Origin of the sequence: Pseudomonas sp. NFX5 (assembly GCF_049132125.1) — a bacterium.
Classification (GTDB): domain Bacteria; phylum Pseudomonadota; class Gammaproteobacteria; order Pseudomonadales; family Pseudomonadaceae; genus Aquipseudomonas; species Aquipseudomonas marginalis.
On sequence record NZ_JAFMZG010000007.1, the window covers coordinates 94,572 to 110,691 of the forward strand.

General features: G+C 62.3%; 11 protein-coding genes. 9 read left to right on the top strand and 2 right to left on the bottom strand.

The genetic code is table 11. From position 1 onward, the window contains the following. Positions 1–73 precede the first annotated feature (73 nt). A complete protein-coding gene (nac, locus tag J1N02_RS02935; RefSeq protein ID WP_027608096.1) occupies positions 74–979 on the bottom strand; it encodes a nitrogen assimilation transcriptional regulator NAC in 906 nt (301 codons plus the stop codon). A 379-nt stretch (positions 980–1,358) separates the two neighbouring features. Between nac and J1N02_RS02940 the strand changes: the two genes are divergently transcribed. From J1N02_RS02940 to J1N02_RS02950, 3 genes are all read left to right on the top strand, one after another. After that, positions 1,359–2,567, top strand: a complete 1,209-nt coding sequence (locus tag J1N02_RS02940) for an aspartate transaminase (RefSeq protein WP_092354723.1) — start codon at positions 1,359–1,361, stop codon at positions 2,565–2,567. Positions 2,568–2,576: 9 nt separating this feature from the next. Continuing rightward, the gene (locus J1N02_RS02945) at positions 2,577–4,127 is read left to right on the top strand and encodes an MFS transporter (protein WP_092354727.1); all 1,551 of its coding nucleotides are present in this window, start codon (positions 2,577–2,579) and stop codon (positions 4,125–4,127) included. A 63-nt stretch (positions 4,128–4,190) separates the two neighbouring features. Next, positions 4,191–5,522: an OprD family porin gene (locus tag J1N02_RS02950; RefSeq protein ID WP_092354730.1), complete on the top strand. Its 1,332-nt coding sequence runs from the start codon at positions 4,191–4,193 to the stop codon at positions 5,520–5,522. A 10-nt stretch (positions 5,523–5,532) separates the two neighbouring features. Here the strand turns inward: J1N02_RS02950 and J1N02_RS02955 are convergent, their stop codons facing one another. After that, a complete protein-coding gene (locus tag J1N02_RS02955; RefSeq protein ID WP_027607487.1) occupies positions 5,533–6,069 on the bottom strand; it encodes a hypothetical protein in 537 nt (178 codons plus the stop codon). A gap of 205 nt (positions 6,070–6,274) precedes the next feature. On the opposite strand from J1N02_RS02955, the gene J1N02_RS02960 reads away from it, so the two are divergent. From J1N02_RS02960 to J1N02_RS02985, 6 genes are all read left to right on the top strand, one after another. After that, positions 6,275–6,961 (top strand): molecular chaperone, encoded by a 687-nt coding sequence (locus J1N02_RS02960; RefSeq protein WP_421147130.1) that lies wholly within the window; start codon positions 6,275–6,277, stop codon positions 6,959–6,961. Positions 6,962–6,984: 23 nt separating this feature from the next. Continuing rightward, positions 6,985–7,968 (top strand): fimbrial protein, encoded by a 984-nt coding sequence (locus J1N02_RS02965; protein WP_027607485.1) that lies wholly within the window; start codon positions 6,985–6,987, stop codon positions 7,966–7,968. A gap of 57 nt (positions 7,969–8,025) precedes the next feature. Next, the gene (locus tag J1N02_RS02970; protein ID WP_421147131.1) at positions 8,026–10,824 is read left to right on the top strand and encodes an ATP-binding protein; all 2,799 of its coding nucleotides are present in this window, start codon (positions 8,026–8,028) and stop codon (positions 10,822–10,824) included. Beyond that, the gene (locus J1N02_RS02975; protein WP_421147132.1) at positions 10,811–12,004 is read left to right on the top strand and encodes an EAL domain-containing response regulator; all 1,194 of its coding nucleotides are present in this window, start codon (positions 10,811–10,813) and stop codon (positions 12,002–12,004) included. Before J1N02_RS02970 ends, J1N02_RS02975 begins: the two co-directional genes overlap by 14 nt. 83 nt (positions 12,005–12,087) lie before the next feature. Then, the gene (locus tag J1N02_RS02980) at positions 12,088–15,261 is read left to right on the top strand and encodes a hybrid sensor histidine kinase/response regulator (protein ID WP_169899033.1); all 3,174 of its coding nucleotides are present in this window, start codon (positions 12,088–12,090) and stop codon (positions 15,259–15,261) included. A 23-nt stretch (positions 15,262–15,284) separates the two neighbouring features. Beyond that, positions 15,285–15,932 carry a response regulator gene (locus tag J1N02_RS02985; RefSeq protein WP_027607481.1) on the top strand — a complete coding sequence of 216 codons (648 nt, stop codon included), beginning with the start codon at positions 15,285–15,287 and terminating at the stop codon, positions 15,930–15,932. Positions 15,933–16,120 lie beyond the last annotated feature (188 nt).

A 16,120-nucleotide genomic window follows, 5' to 3' on the forward strand; every position in this document is an offset into this window, starting at 1 on the left:
CCAATCTACCGAGCCCCTCGAAAAGCGGCCAAGACGCTTTGGCTTTGGGGTGATAAGCCGACCTTATGACCGCTCAAATCAGGCTGCCACGCATCTTCGCCACCAGCTCCAGCAGGATCGCCTTGACCGCCTGGGCCGGCACCGACAACGGCAAATGCCCCGACAGGCACAGCGCCAGCGGCGCCTCCACCTCGGGTTCGACGATGCGGCACATGTGCACCGAAGTGGCCGCCACCATCACCCGCGCCGACGACTCCGGCAGGATGGTCGAGCCGAAATGGTCGGCCACGGCGGCGGTCAGCGTGGTCGAGGATTCAATTTCGGCCACCACCCGCGCACTCAGGCCGATGCGCAGGAAGGCTTCGTCCACCAGCCGACGCATCACGTTGTAGGGACGCGGAAGCAGCATGTCCATGTCGGCCAGTTCGGCCAGGGGCACTTCTTCACGCGTGGCAATCGCCGGGTCGGCACTCACCAGGTACAGCGGCTCGCGCAACAGCGAGACAAAACTCAGGCCATGCACCTCGCGCCCGCCATACAGCACGGCCATGTCCATACGGCCGTTCATGATCAGCTCGCTCAAGGTGGTACCGAAATTTTCATTGAGGTACAGCAGGATGCCAGGGTGGCGCTCACGCACGGTGCGCAGCAACGGCAACGACAGCGCCGACGCCGCAGTACCCGGCGCCAGCCCCACCGACACCTGCCCGGACAACGCCTGGCCGGTGGCATTGATATCGCTCTGGGCCTGCTCGCACTGACGCAAAATAATCTGCGCATGCCCATACAACACCTTGCCCGCCTCGGTCGGCGTGACGCCGCGCTTGGTGCGAATCAACAGCTGCTGTTGCAGCTCGGCTTCCAGGGTTGCCAGTTGTTGGCTCAACGCCGGTTGCGCCACATGCAGTACATCGGCGGCCTGGGTCATGCTGCCGATGTCGACCAGTTTCACGAAATACTTCAATCGGCGCAGGTTCAAAATGGCGATGCTCATGTAATGGACAAGTGATGCCTTAAATGTGGGAGGGGGCTTGCTCCCGATGAGGCAGTGTCAGTTGATGCATCTGTGACTGACATACTGCTATCGGGAGCAAGCCCCCTCCCACATTTGGTTTTGCGTACACCTGGCAGGTTTGCAAAAGACAGGCCATCCGTATAACCAGCCATAAGGCTTTGCTATGGCTGTCCCTGATCTCCGATCCAAGGCACCCGCCCGGAGCAGCCAGGACTGGACGCACCGCAACAGTGCAACCCCAGCCATAAGCACTGCCTATCAAACCAGAACGAACTCATCTTATGGCGCCCTTCCCCGCGCCTCGTACTGTGGCCCCTGTCAACGCCATCAACGAGGAACGCCCGTGACTGCCTCCCGCATCGCCGCCCGTGTGCAACGCATCAAACCATCGCCCAGCAGCGCCGCGTCCGACCGCGCCAACGAGCTGCGTCGCCAGGGCCAGTCCATCATCAACCTGGTGGTGGGCGAGCCGGATTTCGATACGCCACCCAACATTCGCCAGGCCGCCAGTGCCGCCATCGAGCGCGGTGAAACCCGCTACACCCAGAACGCCGGTACCCCGGAGCTGCGCCAGGCCATCGTCGACAAGCTGGCACGGGAAAACGCCCTGATCTACACCGCCCAGCAGGTGCTGGTGACCAGCGGCGCCAAAAGTGCGATCTTCAACGCCTTCGCCGCCACTCTCGGCGCCGGCGATGAGGTGCTGATCCCGGCGCCGTACTGGGTGTCGTACCCGGACATGGTGCTGGCCTGCGAAGGCGAGCCTGTGACCCTCGCCTGCCCGGAACACAACGGCTTCAAGCTGACCCCAGGCCAGCTGCGCGCGGCGATCACCCCGCGTACCCGCTGGCTGCTGCTCAACTCCCCCAGCAACCCCACCGGCGCCAGCTACAGCCACAGCGAATTGCGCGCCCTGGCCGATGTGCTGCTGGACTATCCCCATGTGCTGCTGATGACCGATGACATCTACGAGCACATCCGTTTCGACGGCCTGGACAACCCGCATATCCTCGCCATCGAGCCGGCCTTGAGCGAGCGCAGCCTGGTGGTCAACGGCGTGTCCAAGACCTACGCCATGACCGGCTGGCGCATCGGTTACGCCGCCGGCCCCGCCGACCTGATCGGCGCCATGGCCACCCTGCAATCGCAGTCCACCAGCAACGCCTGCTCGATCAGCCAGGCAGCGGCGGTGGAAGCGCTCAACGGCGACCAGAGCTTCGTCAAGCAAAGCGTGTTGGTCTACCAGCAACGCCGCGACCGCTGCCTGGAGCTGCTCAATGCCATTCCCGGCCTCAGTTGCCGCAAGCCCGATGGTGCGTTCTACCTGTATGTGAATTGCGCTGGCCTGCTGGGTAAAACCACGCCCGAGGGCAAGGTGCTGCACACCGACAGCGACGTCGTGATGTACCTGCTGGAAAGCCAGGGCGTGGCGGTGGTGGCCGGCACGGCGTATGGCCTGGCGCCGTTTTTCCGTATGTCGATCGCCACCGCGATCGCTACTCTCGACCAGGGCTGTGCACGCATCGCCACCGCCGTCACCGCGTTGCGCTGAGGGCCGACCATGACCGTGGCAGCCCACCCGCCCTTGAGTTTCCAGCAAGCCTTGCTGGCCATGCTCGGCATCTCCCTGGTGCTGATGCTCTCGGCACTCGACCAGACGGTGATCGGCAACGCCTTGCCGAGCATCGTCGCCGAACTCGATGGATTTGAACTCTACGCGTGGGTGGCCACCGGTTACCTGTTGGCGTCCATCGTCACCATTCCGATTTTCGGGCGGCTGGGGGATTACTACGGGCGCAAGCCGTTCGTGCTCGCCGCCACGTTGATTTTCACCCTGGCCTCCCTGGCCTGCGCCGTGGCCGATGACATGCGGGTGCTGGTGATCGGCCGCGCCTTGCAAGGCGTGGGCGGCGGCATGCTGATCGGCACCGCGTTCGCCTGCATTCCCGAACTGTTTCCCGATACCCGTCAACGCCTGCGCTGGCAAATGCTCTTGAGTGCGCTGTTCAGCGTGGTCAATGCCATCGGCCCGGGCCTGGGGGGTTACCTGACCGGCGCCTTTGGCTGGCGCTCGGTGTTCTACCTCAACCTGCCCCTGGGGTGCCTGGCGCTGTTGATCGCCTGGCGCTTTCTGCCCTGGTACCGCCCGCAGCAGCGCAGCGGCATTCGCCTGGACTGGCCCGGCGCGCTATTGATCGCTCTGGCCCTGGGCAGCCTGCAGCTATTTGTGGAGTGGCTGGGGCATTCGAGCCTGGCGTTGAGCGCCGCCCTGGGCCTGGGCTGCATGGCCGCGATCAGCGCGCTGTGGCATTGGGAGCGGCGTTGCCCCCATGCGCTGTTGCCGGCGGCGCTGTTCAGTTTGCCGAGCCTGCGATGGTTGTTCGCACTGTCGGTGGCGGCCGGCGCGATCATGTTTTCGCTGTTGTTCTACCTGCCGCTGTTGCTGCAAGGCGCCTACGGCTACTCGCCCCAGGACGCCGGCCTGTTGATCACGCCGCTGGCGTTGAGCATCACCTTGGGGGCCATCGTCAACAGCCGCATCGTGACCCGTTTGCGCAACCCCAACCATTTGCCTCTGGCAGGCTTTGTCGCACTGCTGCTGGCGTGCCTGGGCCTGGCGGTGGTCGGGCGCGGGGCCGCGTTCAACCTGCTGCTCGGTTTGATCCTGCTGGCCGGCCTGGGGCTGGGATTTATCCTGCTCAACCTCACTGTCTTCACCCAGACCCTGGCCGAACGGCAGTTCCTGGGGATTGCCACGGCGCTGACCCAGTCCCTGCGCCTGGTCGGCGGGCTGCTCGGCACTGCGGGCATGGGGGTGCTGGTCAACCTGCTGTACAGCGCCAATGTGCAGCGGGTGTTTCTCGCCGCGAATCACGCCGAGGGCATTGCCGCGTACGCCGATCCGCAAACGCTGTTGCATGCCAACCTCGACGCCTCGCCGTGGCTGAACCTGGCCCGGGATGCCCTGGCGCAGTCCGTTGGCGTAGGCCTGTTGCTGTGCGCCGGGATCGGCGTGCTGGCGCTGTTCATCCTGTACCGCTTGCCGCCGGTGCGACTGCATGTCGTGCCGGCCACCGTTGCTCCTGAAACACCTGCTCCTGAAAACAAATAGAAAACCTTCACTGCCGCTTTTGACTGCCCTCAAAAAAACCAAACACACATGGGGATGACACCGATGGAGCTTTTCAATCGCGCACCAACAGTACTCGCCGGTCTTTGTGGCCTGCTGATCGCCCAACAGGGCTACGCCGCCGGCCTGGTGGAAGACAGCAAGCTCAACGTGCTGGCCCGCAACTTCTTCAGTAACGCCGACAACCGCAGCGGCGCGGCCGACCCCAACTACACCCAGGAATGGGGCCAGGGCTTTATCGCCAACTTCGAGTCGGGTTTCACCCAGGGCACGGTGGGCTTCGGCATCGACGCCATCGGCATGTTCGGTGTGCGCCTGGACTCCGGCAAGGGCCGTCACTACAACCCGCAAAGCACTGCGTTCAACGGCAACGTGTTCCCCACCGATCACGATGGCCGCGCGGTGGACCAGTTCGGCAGCCTGGGCCTGACCGCCAAGGCGCGCTTTGCCCGGACCGAGCTGAAATACGGGACCCTGGTGCCCATGCTGCCGGTGGTGATGTCCACCGACCGCATGCTGCAACAGACCTTCAACGGCGGACAGGTGCAGTCCAAGGACCTGGACCATTTCACCTTCACCCTCGGCCAGCTTGAACACGTGAAAGGCCGTGGTTCGAGCAACCAGATGGGCATGTCGATCCCGGGCGCCAACAACGCGGTCAGCGGTGAGTTCGTCAACAAGTTCTACTACGGTGGCGTCGACTACAAACCCACCAAAGACCTGACGTTGCAGTACTACTACGGCAACCTGCAGGACTTCTACAAGCAGAACTTCCTGGGCCTCAAGTACGACTGGCAGATCGGCCCGGGCACCCTGCGCACCGACCTGCGCCACTTCGACAACCGCTCCGACGGCGCCAACGGCAACGACCCGGCGTTTTACACCTTCGGCTACTACGGCGACGGCGTGACCAAGGGCAAGGTCGACAGCCGCCTGAGCAGCGCCCTGTTCACTTACCTGGTCGACGGCCATACGATTGCCGCCGGCCTGCAACAGGTCAGCGGCGACAGCGATGCGGTGTGGCTGAACCAGGGGGACGGTTCCACGGCCTACTTCATGACCGAGTCGATGATCGGCAAATTCCAGCGCGCCGGGGAAACCACCTGGCAGGTGCGTTACGGCTATGACTTCGCCACGGTCGGCGTGCCAGGCCTGAGCTTTATGGGCATGTACGAAAGTGGCTCGAACATCCGCACGCCAACGGGTGACAAGAGCGAGTGGGAACGCAACCTGACCGTGAGCTATGTGTTCCAGCAAGGCCCGCTGAAGAACCTGAGCATCGCCTTGCGCCATGCCTCATTGCGCACCGAAGTGACCACCCAGCGTGACAGCGATGAGCATCGGGTGATCATCAGTTACCCGTTGAGCATTTTGTAACGCCAGCCCCCTAGCGCTTGGGCGACAACCCGATCGCACACGCGACCACCGCCGGGTCGCCGGGGCAAAACGCACGCGTGCCTATTGAACCCTTACTGACCCGGGGCGCCATGCGCTCCGTGTCTACTGCGCGCAGCGTCGGGCGCTCCAGTGACTGTGGCGTGTGCAAGGGATCGACCATCTCCATGCAACGGCGCAGCGAGTTGAAGTCCGGCGATTGCGACAGCGACAAATGCAAGGTCTGGCTTACCGACACCGACACCCTTGAACTCTGCGCACATTGGCCGTCATACGCCAGTGTGTGGCGGATCAGCGGGTTGTCATGGCAGTACTTCAACAGGTTCACCTCCCGTGTATGCACCAGCGCCATGTTGATGATCAACAGGTCGAATGCCACGCCGGGGGAACGCGTCAACGCCAGCAGTTCGTCGAACGAACCAATCGGGGCGATACGGTGATAGCCCATCTGGTTGAGCATTTTCTCGATCTTGATCCGTTGCAGAAGGTCTGCATCGGCAATCAGAAGGCGTAACGCTTTATTGGACATAGGTAAACCTGACAGTTGGGCATCAGCGTCGATCATTCAACGCCGCTACGTTAACCGTCGGGCGGCAAACCTGACTTTAAGGCGATTCTGAAACGCTAAGCCGGTACACCGGCACACTTTTAAGAATCGCCTGAAAGCCCCCGCGCGCACCTCTCCCTACCATGGGCTGCGTCCCCACACGCTCCCATGGATTTCAATTGTGCTCATGTTTCTACTCAGAATGGCGATGCTGGCCTGTGCGCTGCTGGCTCTCGCACCGCCACCCGCCCGTGCTGCGTTGAAGATCGAAGGCACGCGCCTGATCTACTTCGGCCAGGACAAGGCCGCCAGTATCAGCGTGGTCAATCAGGCACTGCGTGACGTCGTGGTGCAAACCTGGGTCACCGGCGAGGACGATTCAGCCGCAGGCCCCGTGCCGTTTGCCACCCCCGAACCGCTGGTGCGACTGGGCGCCGGGGAACATCACCGGCTGCGCATCCTGTATGCCGGGGAAGGCTTGCCCGCCGATCGCGAGTCGTTGTTCTGGCTCAACGTCATGGAAATTCCGCTCAAGGCGCAAGACGCCAACAGCGTGCAGTTCGCAATACGCCAACGGCTCAAGCTGTTCTATCGGCCGCCCGCGCTCAAGGGTGGCTCGGCCGAGGCGGTGCGGCAATTATCATGGCGCAGCGACGACGGGCCGACTATCACCGTCAGTAACCCCAGCGCGTTTCACCTGTCGCTGGTCAATGTGCAGACCGACAGCCTGGCGCTCAGCGATTACCTGCTGCTCAAACCCCATGAGAGCAAAACCCTCACCGCACCGAGACGTCTGGCCAAAGGCACCCCCCTTCACTTCACCGAAATCACCGATATCGGCTTGCAGGCCCGCCATAGTGCGGCGCTCAAGTGATAGATCGCGGAGTATCTGCCCCCATGTCACTCACCAAACACTGCTTACCGATGCTGCTGTGGGCCTGTGCGGTCCTGCCGGCTACCAGCCACGCCCTGGCCTGCCGTGAGGACGGCACCAACTCGATCATCACCCAGGAGGCACTGGGTACTGCGCTGGCGGTGGCCGCCGATGCGCCCAACGGCACCATCATCTGGGAGTCGGGCCCGCGCTCGACCGATGTGATCTGCAAGGACGACTACGGCCATGGCCGCGAAGAAGTGTATTTCTACGTCAATCCGGCCGGCGTGAGTATCGGCACGGGTATTCGCGTGGGCATTCGCTACAACAACCAGCCGATTACCCAAAGCACCGGCAAGGTCGGTACCGGCTTCTATTCCGATCGAGGCTGCAACTTGGCCAATTGCGTCGGCTGGGACAAGGCGCGCTTTACCCTCAACTTCAGCGTGTTCATCGAGAAATACGACCCCACGCCACCCAGCGGGCAAGCCAGTACGTTGACCTCCTACCGGGTATTCCAGCTCGACGGCGTGCGCGGGCTCAACTCGCGGCCCAACAGCAATTTCAACTACGTGGTCACCGGCATGAACGATATCCGCTTCGTGCCCTGTACCCCCGAGTTGACCATCACCCCCAGCGTGGTCAACTTCCCAACACCGTCGCGCAAGGCTGCCATCGGTGAAGTGGCCAGCAGCGCCAACTTCAGCCTGAACCTGCGCAAGGGCTGCGACACGCCCTACACCATCAGCGCACGCTTCGCCAGCACGGCGGGGGGCGGCAGTGTGATCAATGGCTTGCTGGTGCCGGATAACAACAGCTCGGTGGGCATCGCGCTGTCCCGCGCCGAGAGCCAACAGCAATTGCCGTTCAATAACTGGTTCACGCTGCAAGAGTTGATGGGGCTGGGCCAGAGCCACGATGAATTCCGCGCCGACCTGAAATGGCGCACCTTGCCGATCCCGGGTGCCTTCGACGCCGCCGTGGTGGTGGATATGTACTACAAGTAGGCCCGTTTTAAGGATCGTCTTATACCCCCGGTGCACCGTGCTGTTTAAAGTGCGCCGATGCGATTGAAAAGTTATCTGCTCCAGATCAACCCCGTCCTCTCCCGACCCGAAGCAGCCAGAAGGCTGCTTCGTATTTTTGCGACCGTACTGCTGATCGGCATCCTGAGCGGGGTCTATACCTTTCTACTGTCGACGTTCAACAACGACATCTCCCAGCGCCGCGGCTACATGAGCAGCGCCATCGCCGAAGCCCACACTTTTTTCACCAACCGCGAGGCCCTGCTCGAAAGCCTCAGCCTGTCCGCAGTGCGCAAGCAGGCAAGGATCTATCCACCCTCGGAGGAGGAACAACACCTGCAACTGGGTGACACGCCAGGCAACCAGTGGAGCATCTGGCTGACCACGCGCATGCGCGATTACCTCAAGGCCAAGCAGGTCAACCTGCTCTACGTGAACACCGGCCCGACCCCACAGGTGACGCGGCTGTACGACTCCACTGCGCAGGTGCTGCCGATTTCCAAATGCATGCTCAACCGCCTCAAGGCCCTGCAAAACAGCGACCCGGGCACACTCAAGGAGCTGTGGCTCAGCGACAAGACCGAGCAGCACTCGCACCTCTACATCTTCATTCGCCTGGATGAGCGCGACCCTCGCTCCGGCTGGCTGGGCCTGGAAATGGAAAGCCGCGAAGTGTCCCAGACCCTCAGCGACCAGAGCGCCGGCGAATTCATGATGCTCAACTCCCAGGGCATGCTGGTCTTCACCAACAGTCACGACTCACAGCTGAGCCAGCAACGCCTCAAGCCCAGGGAAGACAATTTTTTCGGGTTTGTCGGCAGTGGTTTCCTGCCCGACCACCTGGTGATCCGCAAGCATCTGAAGTCCTCGGACTGGCAACTAATGTACTCCATCGACCTGCGCGCGGTGGTCACCGGCCTGTGGAAACAGTTGCTCGGCTCGCTGCTGTTCTGCCTGTTCAGCCTGACGTTGATCTGGCTGGTGATGCGCCGCGTCGACCAGCGCTTCATCATCCCTTCGATCCATCGCATCCAGGCCTTGATCGAAAGCGAGGCGTTCGGCCGCGACGTGATCCAGACCGCGCCCGTTGCCCTCTGCGTGCTGCGCCGCACCGACGGCCAGGTGGTGCTGGAAAACACCCTGGCCCAACAGTGGCTGGGCCACGGCCCGGAGCGTGAGGCGTTGCGCGCCGGCTGGATCGAGCAGGCCTTTGCCTGCGAGCCGAGCGAACACAGTGACTACTTCGAAACCATCGACGGCCGCCACCTGTACCTGAGCAGCGCCCCCACCCGCTATCGCGGCGAGGACGTGCTGTTTTGCGCGTTCAGCGATATCAGTGCACGCAAGCAAGTCGAGGCGGCGCTGGAAGAAGCACGCCAATCGGCGGATGCCGCCAACGCCGCCAAAACCCTGTTCCTGGCAACCATGAGCCATGAAATCCGCACACCGTTGTATGGCGTGCTCGGCACCCTGGAATTGCTGGCGCGCACGCAACTGGACGCCCAGCAGAAGGACTACCTGCATGCCATCGAAGGCTCCTCCTCGACGCTGCTGCAGTTGATCTGCGACGTGCTGGATGTGTCGAAGATCGAGGCCGGCCAACTGGCCCTGGAGTTGAGCGAATTCTCGCCCCTGGACCTGGTCCACGAAATCATCCAGGGCTACGCCGCAGCCGCCCAGGGCAAGGGCCTGCAACTGTACGCCTGCTTTGATCCTACGCTGCCGGAACGCTTGATCGGCGACGTGACGCGCATCCGTCAGATACTCAACAACCTGCTCAACAACGCGGTGAAGTTCACCGACTACGGGCGCGTGGTGCTGCGGGTCAAAGTACTGGGCCGCGACGGCGAGCGTTCCAGCCTGTTGTGGCAAGTCTCGGACACCGGCAAAGGCATCGCTCAGGAAGACCAGGCGATGATTTTCGAACCGTTCTACCAGAGTGAAGGCAACACCAATGTGGTCGCCGGCACCGGCTTGGGCCTGCCGATCTGCCAACGCCTGACGGAGTTGATGAACGGCAATATCCGCATGGTCAGCGAACTCGGCCTGGGCAGCAGTTTCAGTCTGATCCTGCCGCTGGAAGAGGCTCCCACCCCGCCCATGCCCCCCCTATTGGCCGAGACAATCTACGTGGCCTCGCCGATTCCGGAGTTGGCCAACTCGGTCAGTGGCTGGCTGCGTCGCTGGGGCGCCAGGGCCCAGGCCGGCCTGCCGACCCTGGCGGACAATCATCTGCTGCTGCAAGTGCACCCCGGCAGCATCGACCCGTCGCTGGTGCCCGAGTGGCCGGGCCCGGTGATTCACGTCAGCAGCAATGCCTGCACGACCCTGGAGGCCGACGCCGGTGCCTGGCACGTCAACCTCAACCACTTGGGCGCTATTCATCAGGCCGTCAGCCAGGCGCAAGGGCTGTGGGTGGCCCGCGCCGATGAGCACACGCGCCAGCGTGACCTGAATAAACTCAACCTGCACCTGCTGGTGGCCGAGGACAACATCATCAACCAGCTGATACTGCGTGACCAACTCGAAGAACTCGGCTGTACCGTGGAGCTGGCGGCCGATGGCCGGGAAGCGTTGCAGCTGTACACCGCCGGCAACTTCGACGTGGTGTTGACGGACGTGAACATGCCCCATATCAACGGCTATGAATTGGCGCGCGAACTGCGCCGCCAGGGCTGCCCGTTGCCGATTATCGGGGCCACCGCCAACGCCATGCGCGGCGAGGCCGACCTGTGCCTGGCCGCCGGCATGAACCACTGCCTGGTCAAACCCTTTGCGTTGCGGGCTCTATTCAACTCCCTGGCGCCTTATGCACGGATCACCCATGAAGCCCCTTAGTATTTTGATTGTTGAGGATCATCCCCTGCAGCACATCTACCTGCAGCACCTGCTCAGTGAGTTGGGGGAGTTCATGCTCGAAACCGCCGCGGATGGCAAAGAAGCGCTGGAGCAGCTGCGCCAGCGGGATTTCGACCTGGTACTGACCGACCTGCTGATGCCCGGCATGGACGGCGTGCAGTTTATCCAGTGCCTGGCCAGCCTGCGCTGCAAGCCGGCGCTGGCGATCATGAGCGCTGCGTCGCGACGCATGTTGATGGCGGCCAGCCTGGTGGCAAAAAACCTCGATGTGGAGGTGATCGGGCTGATCTCGAAACCGGTTGCCGCCGATGCATTGCGCAGCCTGGTGGAACAACTCAGGAACAGGGTGTGCAAGCCCTCCCCCGCAATGCCCGAGCACGTGGACATCGACCGTCACAGCCTGATCCAGGCCATGAACGCCGGCCAGTTCCAGGCCTGGTTCCAACCGAAAAAATCCCTGGCCAACGGCCGTATCGTCGCCGCCGAAGCGTTGGTGCGCTGGATGCACCCCGAGCAAGGCGTGATGCTGCCGGGTGCCTTCCTGCCGGCGATCAAGGCCTTCGAACTGGAGGAACGACTACTGTGGCTGGTGCTCAAGCAGGCGATCCACGCCCAGGAACACTGGCGCCAGCGTGGCTATGAAATCCCGGTGTCGATCAACCTGCCCACCCACCTGCTCAACAGCCATGACCTGGCGGACCGTTTGCTGGAGTTCGTGCTGCACCACGATGGCATCCCGGGGATGATCTGCTTCGAGTTGATGGAGTGCTCGGTGCCGCAGGACATCAGTAACTTCTATGCCGGTGCCTGCCGCCTGCGCATCAAGGGGTTCGGGCTGTCCCAGGATGATTTCGGCAAGGGCTACAGCTCGTACCTGAACCTGGTGTCCACGCCGTTTACCGAACTCAAGATCGACCAGGCGCTGGTCCAGGGCAGCCATGACAACGAAGGCATTGCCCAGGCGTTGGCGAGCATCATCGCGCTGGGCCGCAAACTCGGCCTGACCGTGGTCGCCGAAGGGGTGGAGACGCCCCAGCAACTGGCGCTCCTGCGCAAGATCGACTGCAACCAGGTGCAAGGTTTTCTGATCTCCCACGCGGTGTCGCCGGATCAATTTCAACAACTACTGAACAATGATGGCCCTGCGACATCTCACTAGCAGCCGGCCCCGGATTATTTACCCCGTATTAAGGAGTAAGCTCCATCCAGTGCCGATTTATCCTGCGCCCGCGGAAACCCTTGATGAAGCACAACAACGCGATCCTCGAAGCTTTCACCCGCAGCTCATTGCGCCTGAACAAAGGCCTGATGGTGCTGATTGGCATCGCGTTGCTGCTGGTCCTGACCAACTACTGGTCACTGCAACGCGGGATCGAAACCCGCTACGGCGCCACGCGCTTTCACTTCGCGCGGCTGATGGAAAACCTGCAGGAGCAGGAGTCCTATCTCAAGAGCCTGACCCACCCGGGCATCCAGGCCGAACTGTTGCGTGCCACCCATGTGCAGGTCAGCCTGAAAAGCCGCATGGTCGACAACCACCGCACGCTGTACGAAGGCCAGAAGTATTCGTTTTCGGTGCCCTTCAGCGCCAAGTTCGATGAGCAACAGGTCAATGTCGCTGCCCGGCCGCAGATTTTCGCGCTGGGCGCCCACCTGACCAGCTACTACAGCGCCTTCTGGTCCTCGTCGCCCTACGAGGCACCACAAACCTTCCTGTTCAATCGTCAGGCGAACTACACCATTACCGTGCCGTCCGTGGGCTACCAACGTCGCGAAAGCACAGAGGACACGGGCAACCTGGTGGCGCTGGTCAACGCAGTGCAACAACGCCTGGAGCAGACGCCCCAGCCCCTGGAACAAAACCGTGTGTATTGGCAAGCCGGTCCCGCCGCCGAACATTTGCTGGCGTATATCGGCCTGCCACTTGGCGGTCAGGAACAGGCGGTAGTCGGCACCTTGCTCGACCTGTCGCGGGTCGACGATGTACAGCGCGCCCTGGATCACTCGGCATTCGATCGCCTCACGTTGATGGGGCCCGACGGCCAGCGGCTGGCCGGGCCCGACGTCGACGCATCGCTCAGCGATGGCGTGCACTTCAACGCCGATGGCTTCGAATTCAAGATGACCCAGGCCGGTGACCGGCCCTGGAGCGCGGTCTACGGCCTGAACTACGCGCACTTCTTCCACTCTGCGCTGTGGCCGCTGAGCAGCCTGGCGTTGTTTCTCGGCGGCCTGATCACCCTCGGCTGGGGCGGCAGCCGCTGGTATCGGCGCCAGGTAATCAACCCGGCGCGCCTGGCCCACGAGCGCATTGCCGAAAGCGTGGCGTTCAGCCGCGTGATCATCGACACCGCACCCACCGGCCTATGCGTGGTGCGCCGCAGCGACGGCAAGGTGCTTATCGAAAACCAGCGCGCCCAGCAATGGCCGGGCACCGCATGCCTGGTAGCGGCCATGGCCGGTACACCTGAGGGCGCTGAGAGCGGCGAGACGCACCTGGAGATCGAAGGCCGGCACCTGCAGATCGGCTTCGTGTCGACCCGCTACCAGGCCGAAGACGTGCGCCTGTATGCGTTCAACGACATCACCCGTCATATCGATGACGCCCAGGCCCTGGAAGACGCCCGCCGCGCCGCCGATGCGGCCAACGAGGCCAAGACCCTGTTCCTGGCAACCATGAGCCATGAAATCCGCACACCGCTGTATGGCGTGCTCGGTACCCTTGAACTGCTCGGGCTGACAGATCTGGACCCGCACCAGAAAACCTACCTGCAGACCATCCAGCGCTCATCCGGCACGCTGTTCCAACTGATCAGCGATGTGCTCGATGTGTCGAAAATCGAATCCGGGCAAATGGCGATAGAAGCCGTGGATTTCTGCCCGCTGGACATGCTCGAAGACACCCTGCACACCTACGCCGCCTTCGCCCAGCGCAAGGGTTTGCAGCTCTACAGCTGCATAGACCCGCAACTGCCGGACTGCGTCATGGGCGATCCGATGCGGATTCGCCAGATTCTCAATAACCTGGTGAGCAACGCCATCAAGTTCACCGACATCGGCCGCGTGGTGATCCGCGCCCGGGTCACGGCACAGGACGCCAACCACGTTGAGCTGGAATGGCAAGTCACCGACTCCGGCGTGGGCATCCCCGAGGCGCAGCAGGCCAAGCTGTTCGATCTGTTTTACCAGGCACCGGACACCGCCAGCGAAGGCGGCGCCGGGCTGGGATTACCGATCTGCCGGTGGCTGGCGCAGATGATGGACGGCGAGATCAGAGTGGTCAGCGAGCCGGGCCTGGGCAGCAGCTTCACATTGAAAATGCGCCTGCCGCTGTGTGGCGGTGCCTTGACCAACCTGCCGCTGATCGAGCCCAGCCCGACGCCGGTGTATGTGCAGGCACCGGTGCGCGAGCTGGCACAGTCAATGAGTGACTGGCTCAACCGCCTGGGCATTGCGGCGGCGCTGGCGGCGCCCACCCAGGAACAGGACAATCGCCACGCGGTGCTGGTGGACCTGTTCGCCAGCGACCCCGCGCGGCCCTGGGTCGGCCAGCGCGTGCTGTGCCTGCCAGGTGCGCACAGCCCGCCGCTGCACACGGCCCAGGGTTGGAGGGTGGATATGTACGATGTACGTGCCATCGCCGCCACGGTCTCGCTGGCACAACACGGCAAGCATGAGCAACCGCCTGCGACGCGCCTGCAAAGTGCCGGGCAGTTGGGGTTGCATATCCTGGTGGCCGAGGACAACCCGGTCAACCAGGCGATTATCAAGGAACAGCTGGAAGCACTCGGTTGCTCGGTGTCCTTGGCCGCCAATGGCGAGCAGGCCCTGCACTTGTGGCAACCGCACGCCTTTGACCTGGTGCTGACCGACGTGAATATGCCGTTGATGAATGGCTATGACCTGGCCAGGGCCCTGCGCGAGCACGACCCGCAGTTGCCGATCATCGGCGTGACCGCCAATGCGATGCGCGAGGAAGGCGTGCGCTGCCTGGCGGTGGGCATGAACGCCTGGATCGTCAAGCCCTTGAGCCTGCAAACCTTGCGTGGCCAGTTGATCAAGCTGTGCAAGGTCAAGCCGCCGGTTGCGCCAGCCACCGCGTCATTCAACGACAGCGTGCAGTTATCGGAGAAAATGCGCCCGCTGTTCATCAGCAGCGTGGAGCAGGACTTGCAAGGTATCGACGCCGCCCTGGCACAGCGCGACGCCCACGGTCTTGGCCAACGCCTGCATTCGCTGGCCGGCGCCCTGGGTGCCGTCCAGGCGCTCGACCTGGCCCACGCCTGCATCGAACTGGAAAGCGCACTTAACCGTGGCAGCCTCGACACTGACCTTACGCTCAAGGTGAAAGCGGTCATGCAGCGACTGTCGGCCGTCCTGGAGACTCTCCAGCCCGGGCACTCTTCACTCACTTGAACCGGCACTACGGACGGCCCCTTATGAAAAAATTCAACGTGGTAATCGCCGACGATCACCCGATCGTGTTGCTGGGCGTTCGCGAGCTGGTGGAACGCGACACGCGCTTTCGAGTGGTCGGCGAGGCCGTGTGTTCGGCCGGGCTGATCGATTTGCTGCAGCGCCAGGGCGCCGACATCGTGATCACCGACTACAACATGCCGGGCGACTCGCCCTACGGCGATGGCCTGAAGTTGGTGGAATACCTGAAACGGCATTTCCCACAAGTGCAGGTCCTGATCCTCACGATGATTTCCAACCACCTGATTCTCACCCGCCTGCAAGAGCTGGGTGTGGTCGGCATCATCCAGAAAAGCCAGTTGCACACCGAGATTCAACTGGCACTCCAGGCCATTGCCCAGCAGAGCGCCTATCGCAGCCTGGAACCGCCCAAGACATCAGTGATCGAAACCCTCACCGACTTCGACGAGCGCTTTACCAGCTTGTCGCCCAAAGAGTTCGAGATCCTGCGCTTGTTTATCTCCGGCATGAGTGTCAGTGATATTGCACGCAGCCAGAATCGAAGTTCAAAAACCATCAGCGCACAAAAAATATCGGCCATGCGCAAACTTGAAGTCAACAGCGACCAAGACCTGCTCGCTTATTGCCTGGCGCGTAACATTTTCAACTAAAGAACCACTCGCAAGCCATTCGCCGACAATGGCTTCGCCCTTTATTTTCAGACTCCCCGCCTGTTCTTGACGCGTAACCAGTGCGCCTGAGTTTCGACTTATAAGAATCGTCTTATTCTGGTCAACGACCTCGCCTTTTACTCTTTCCTGGCAGTTCAGTAGTTACATTCTCCAACTAACACTAACGG

Bases quoted from the DNA above. Each gene is read 5' to 3' on its own strand.
- J1N02_RS02945 (WP_092354727.1), top strand. From the start codon at position 2,577: ATGACCGTGGCAGCCCACCCGCCCTTGAGTTTCCAGCAAGCCTTGCTG.
- J1N02_RS02950 (WP_092354730.1), top strand. From the start codon at position 4,191: ATGGAGCTTTTCAATCGCGCACCAACAGTACTCGCCGGTCTTTGTGGC.
- J1N02_RS02955 (WP_027607487.1), bottom strand. From the start codon at position 6,069: ATGTCCAATAAAGCGTTACGCCTTCTGATTGCCGATGCAGACCTTCTG.
- J1N02_RS02960 (WP_421147130.1), top strand. From the start codon at position 6,275: ATGTTTCTACTCAGAATGGCGATGCTGGCCTGTGCGCTGCTGGCTCTC.
- J1N02_RS02965 (WP_027607485.1), top strand. From the start codon at position 6,985: ATGTCACTCACCAAACACTGCTTACCGATGCTGCTGTGGGCCTGTGCG.
- J1N02_RS02970 (WP_421147131.1), top strand. From the start codon at position 8,026: ATGCGATTGAAAAGTTATCTGCTCCAGATCAACCCCGTCCTCTCCCGA.
- J1N02_RS02975 (WP_421147132.1), top strand. From the start codon at position 10,811: ATGAAGCCCCTTAGTATTTTGATTGTTGAGGATCATCCCCTGCAGCAC.
- J1N02_RS02980 (WP_169899033.1), top strand. From the start codon at position 12,088: ATGAAGCACAACAACGCGATCCTCGAAGCTTTCACCCGCAGCTCATTG.
- J1N02_RS02985 (WP_027607481.1), top strand. From the start codon at position 15,285: ATGAAAAAATTCAACGTGGTAATCGCCGACGATCACCCGATCGTGTTG.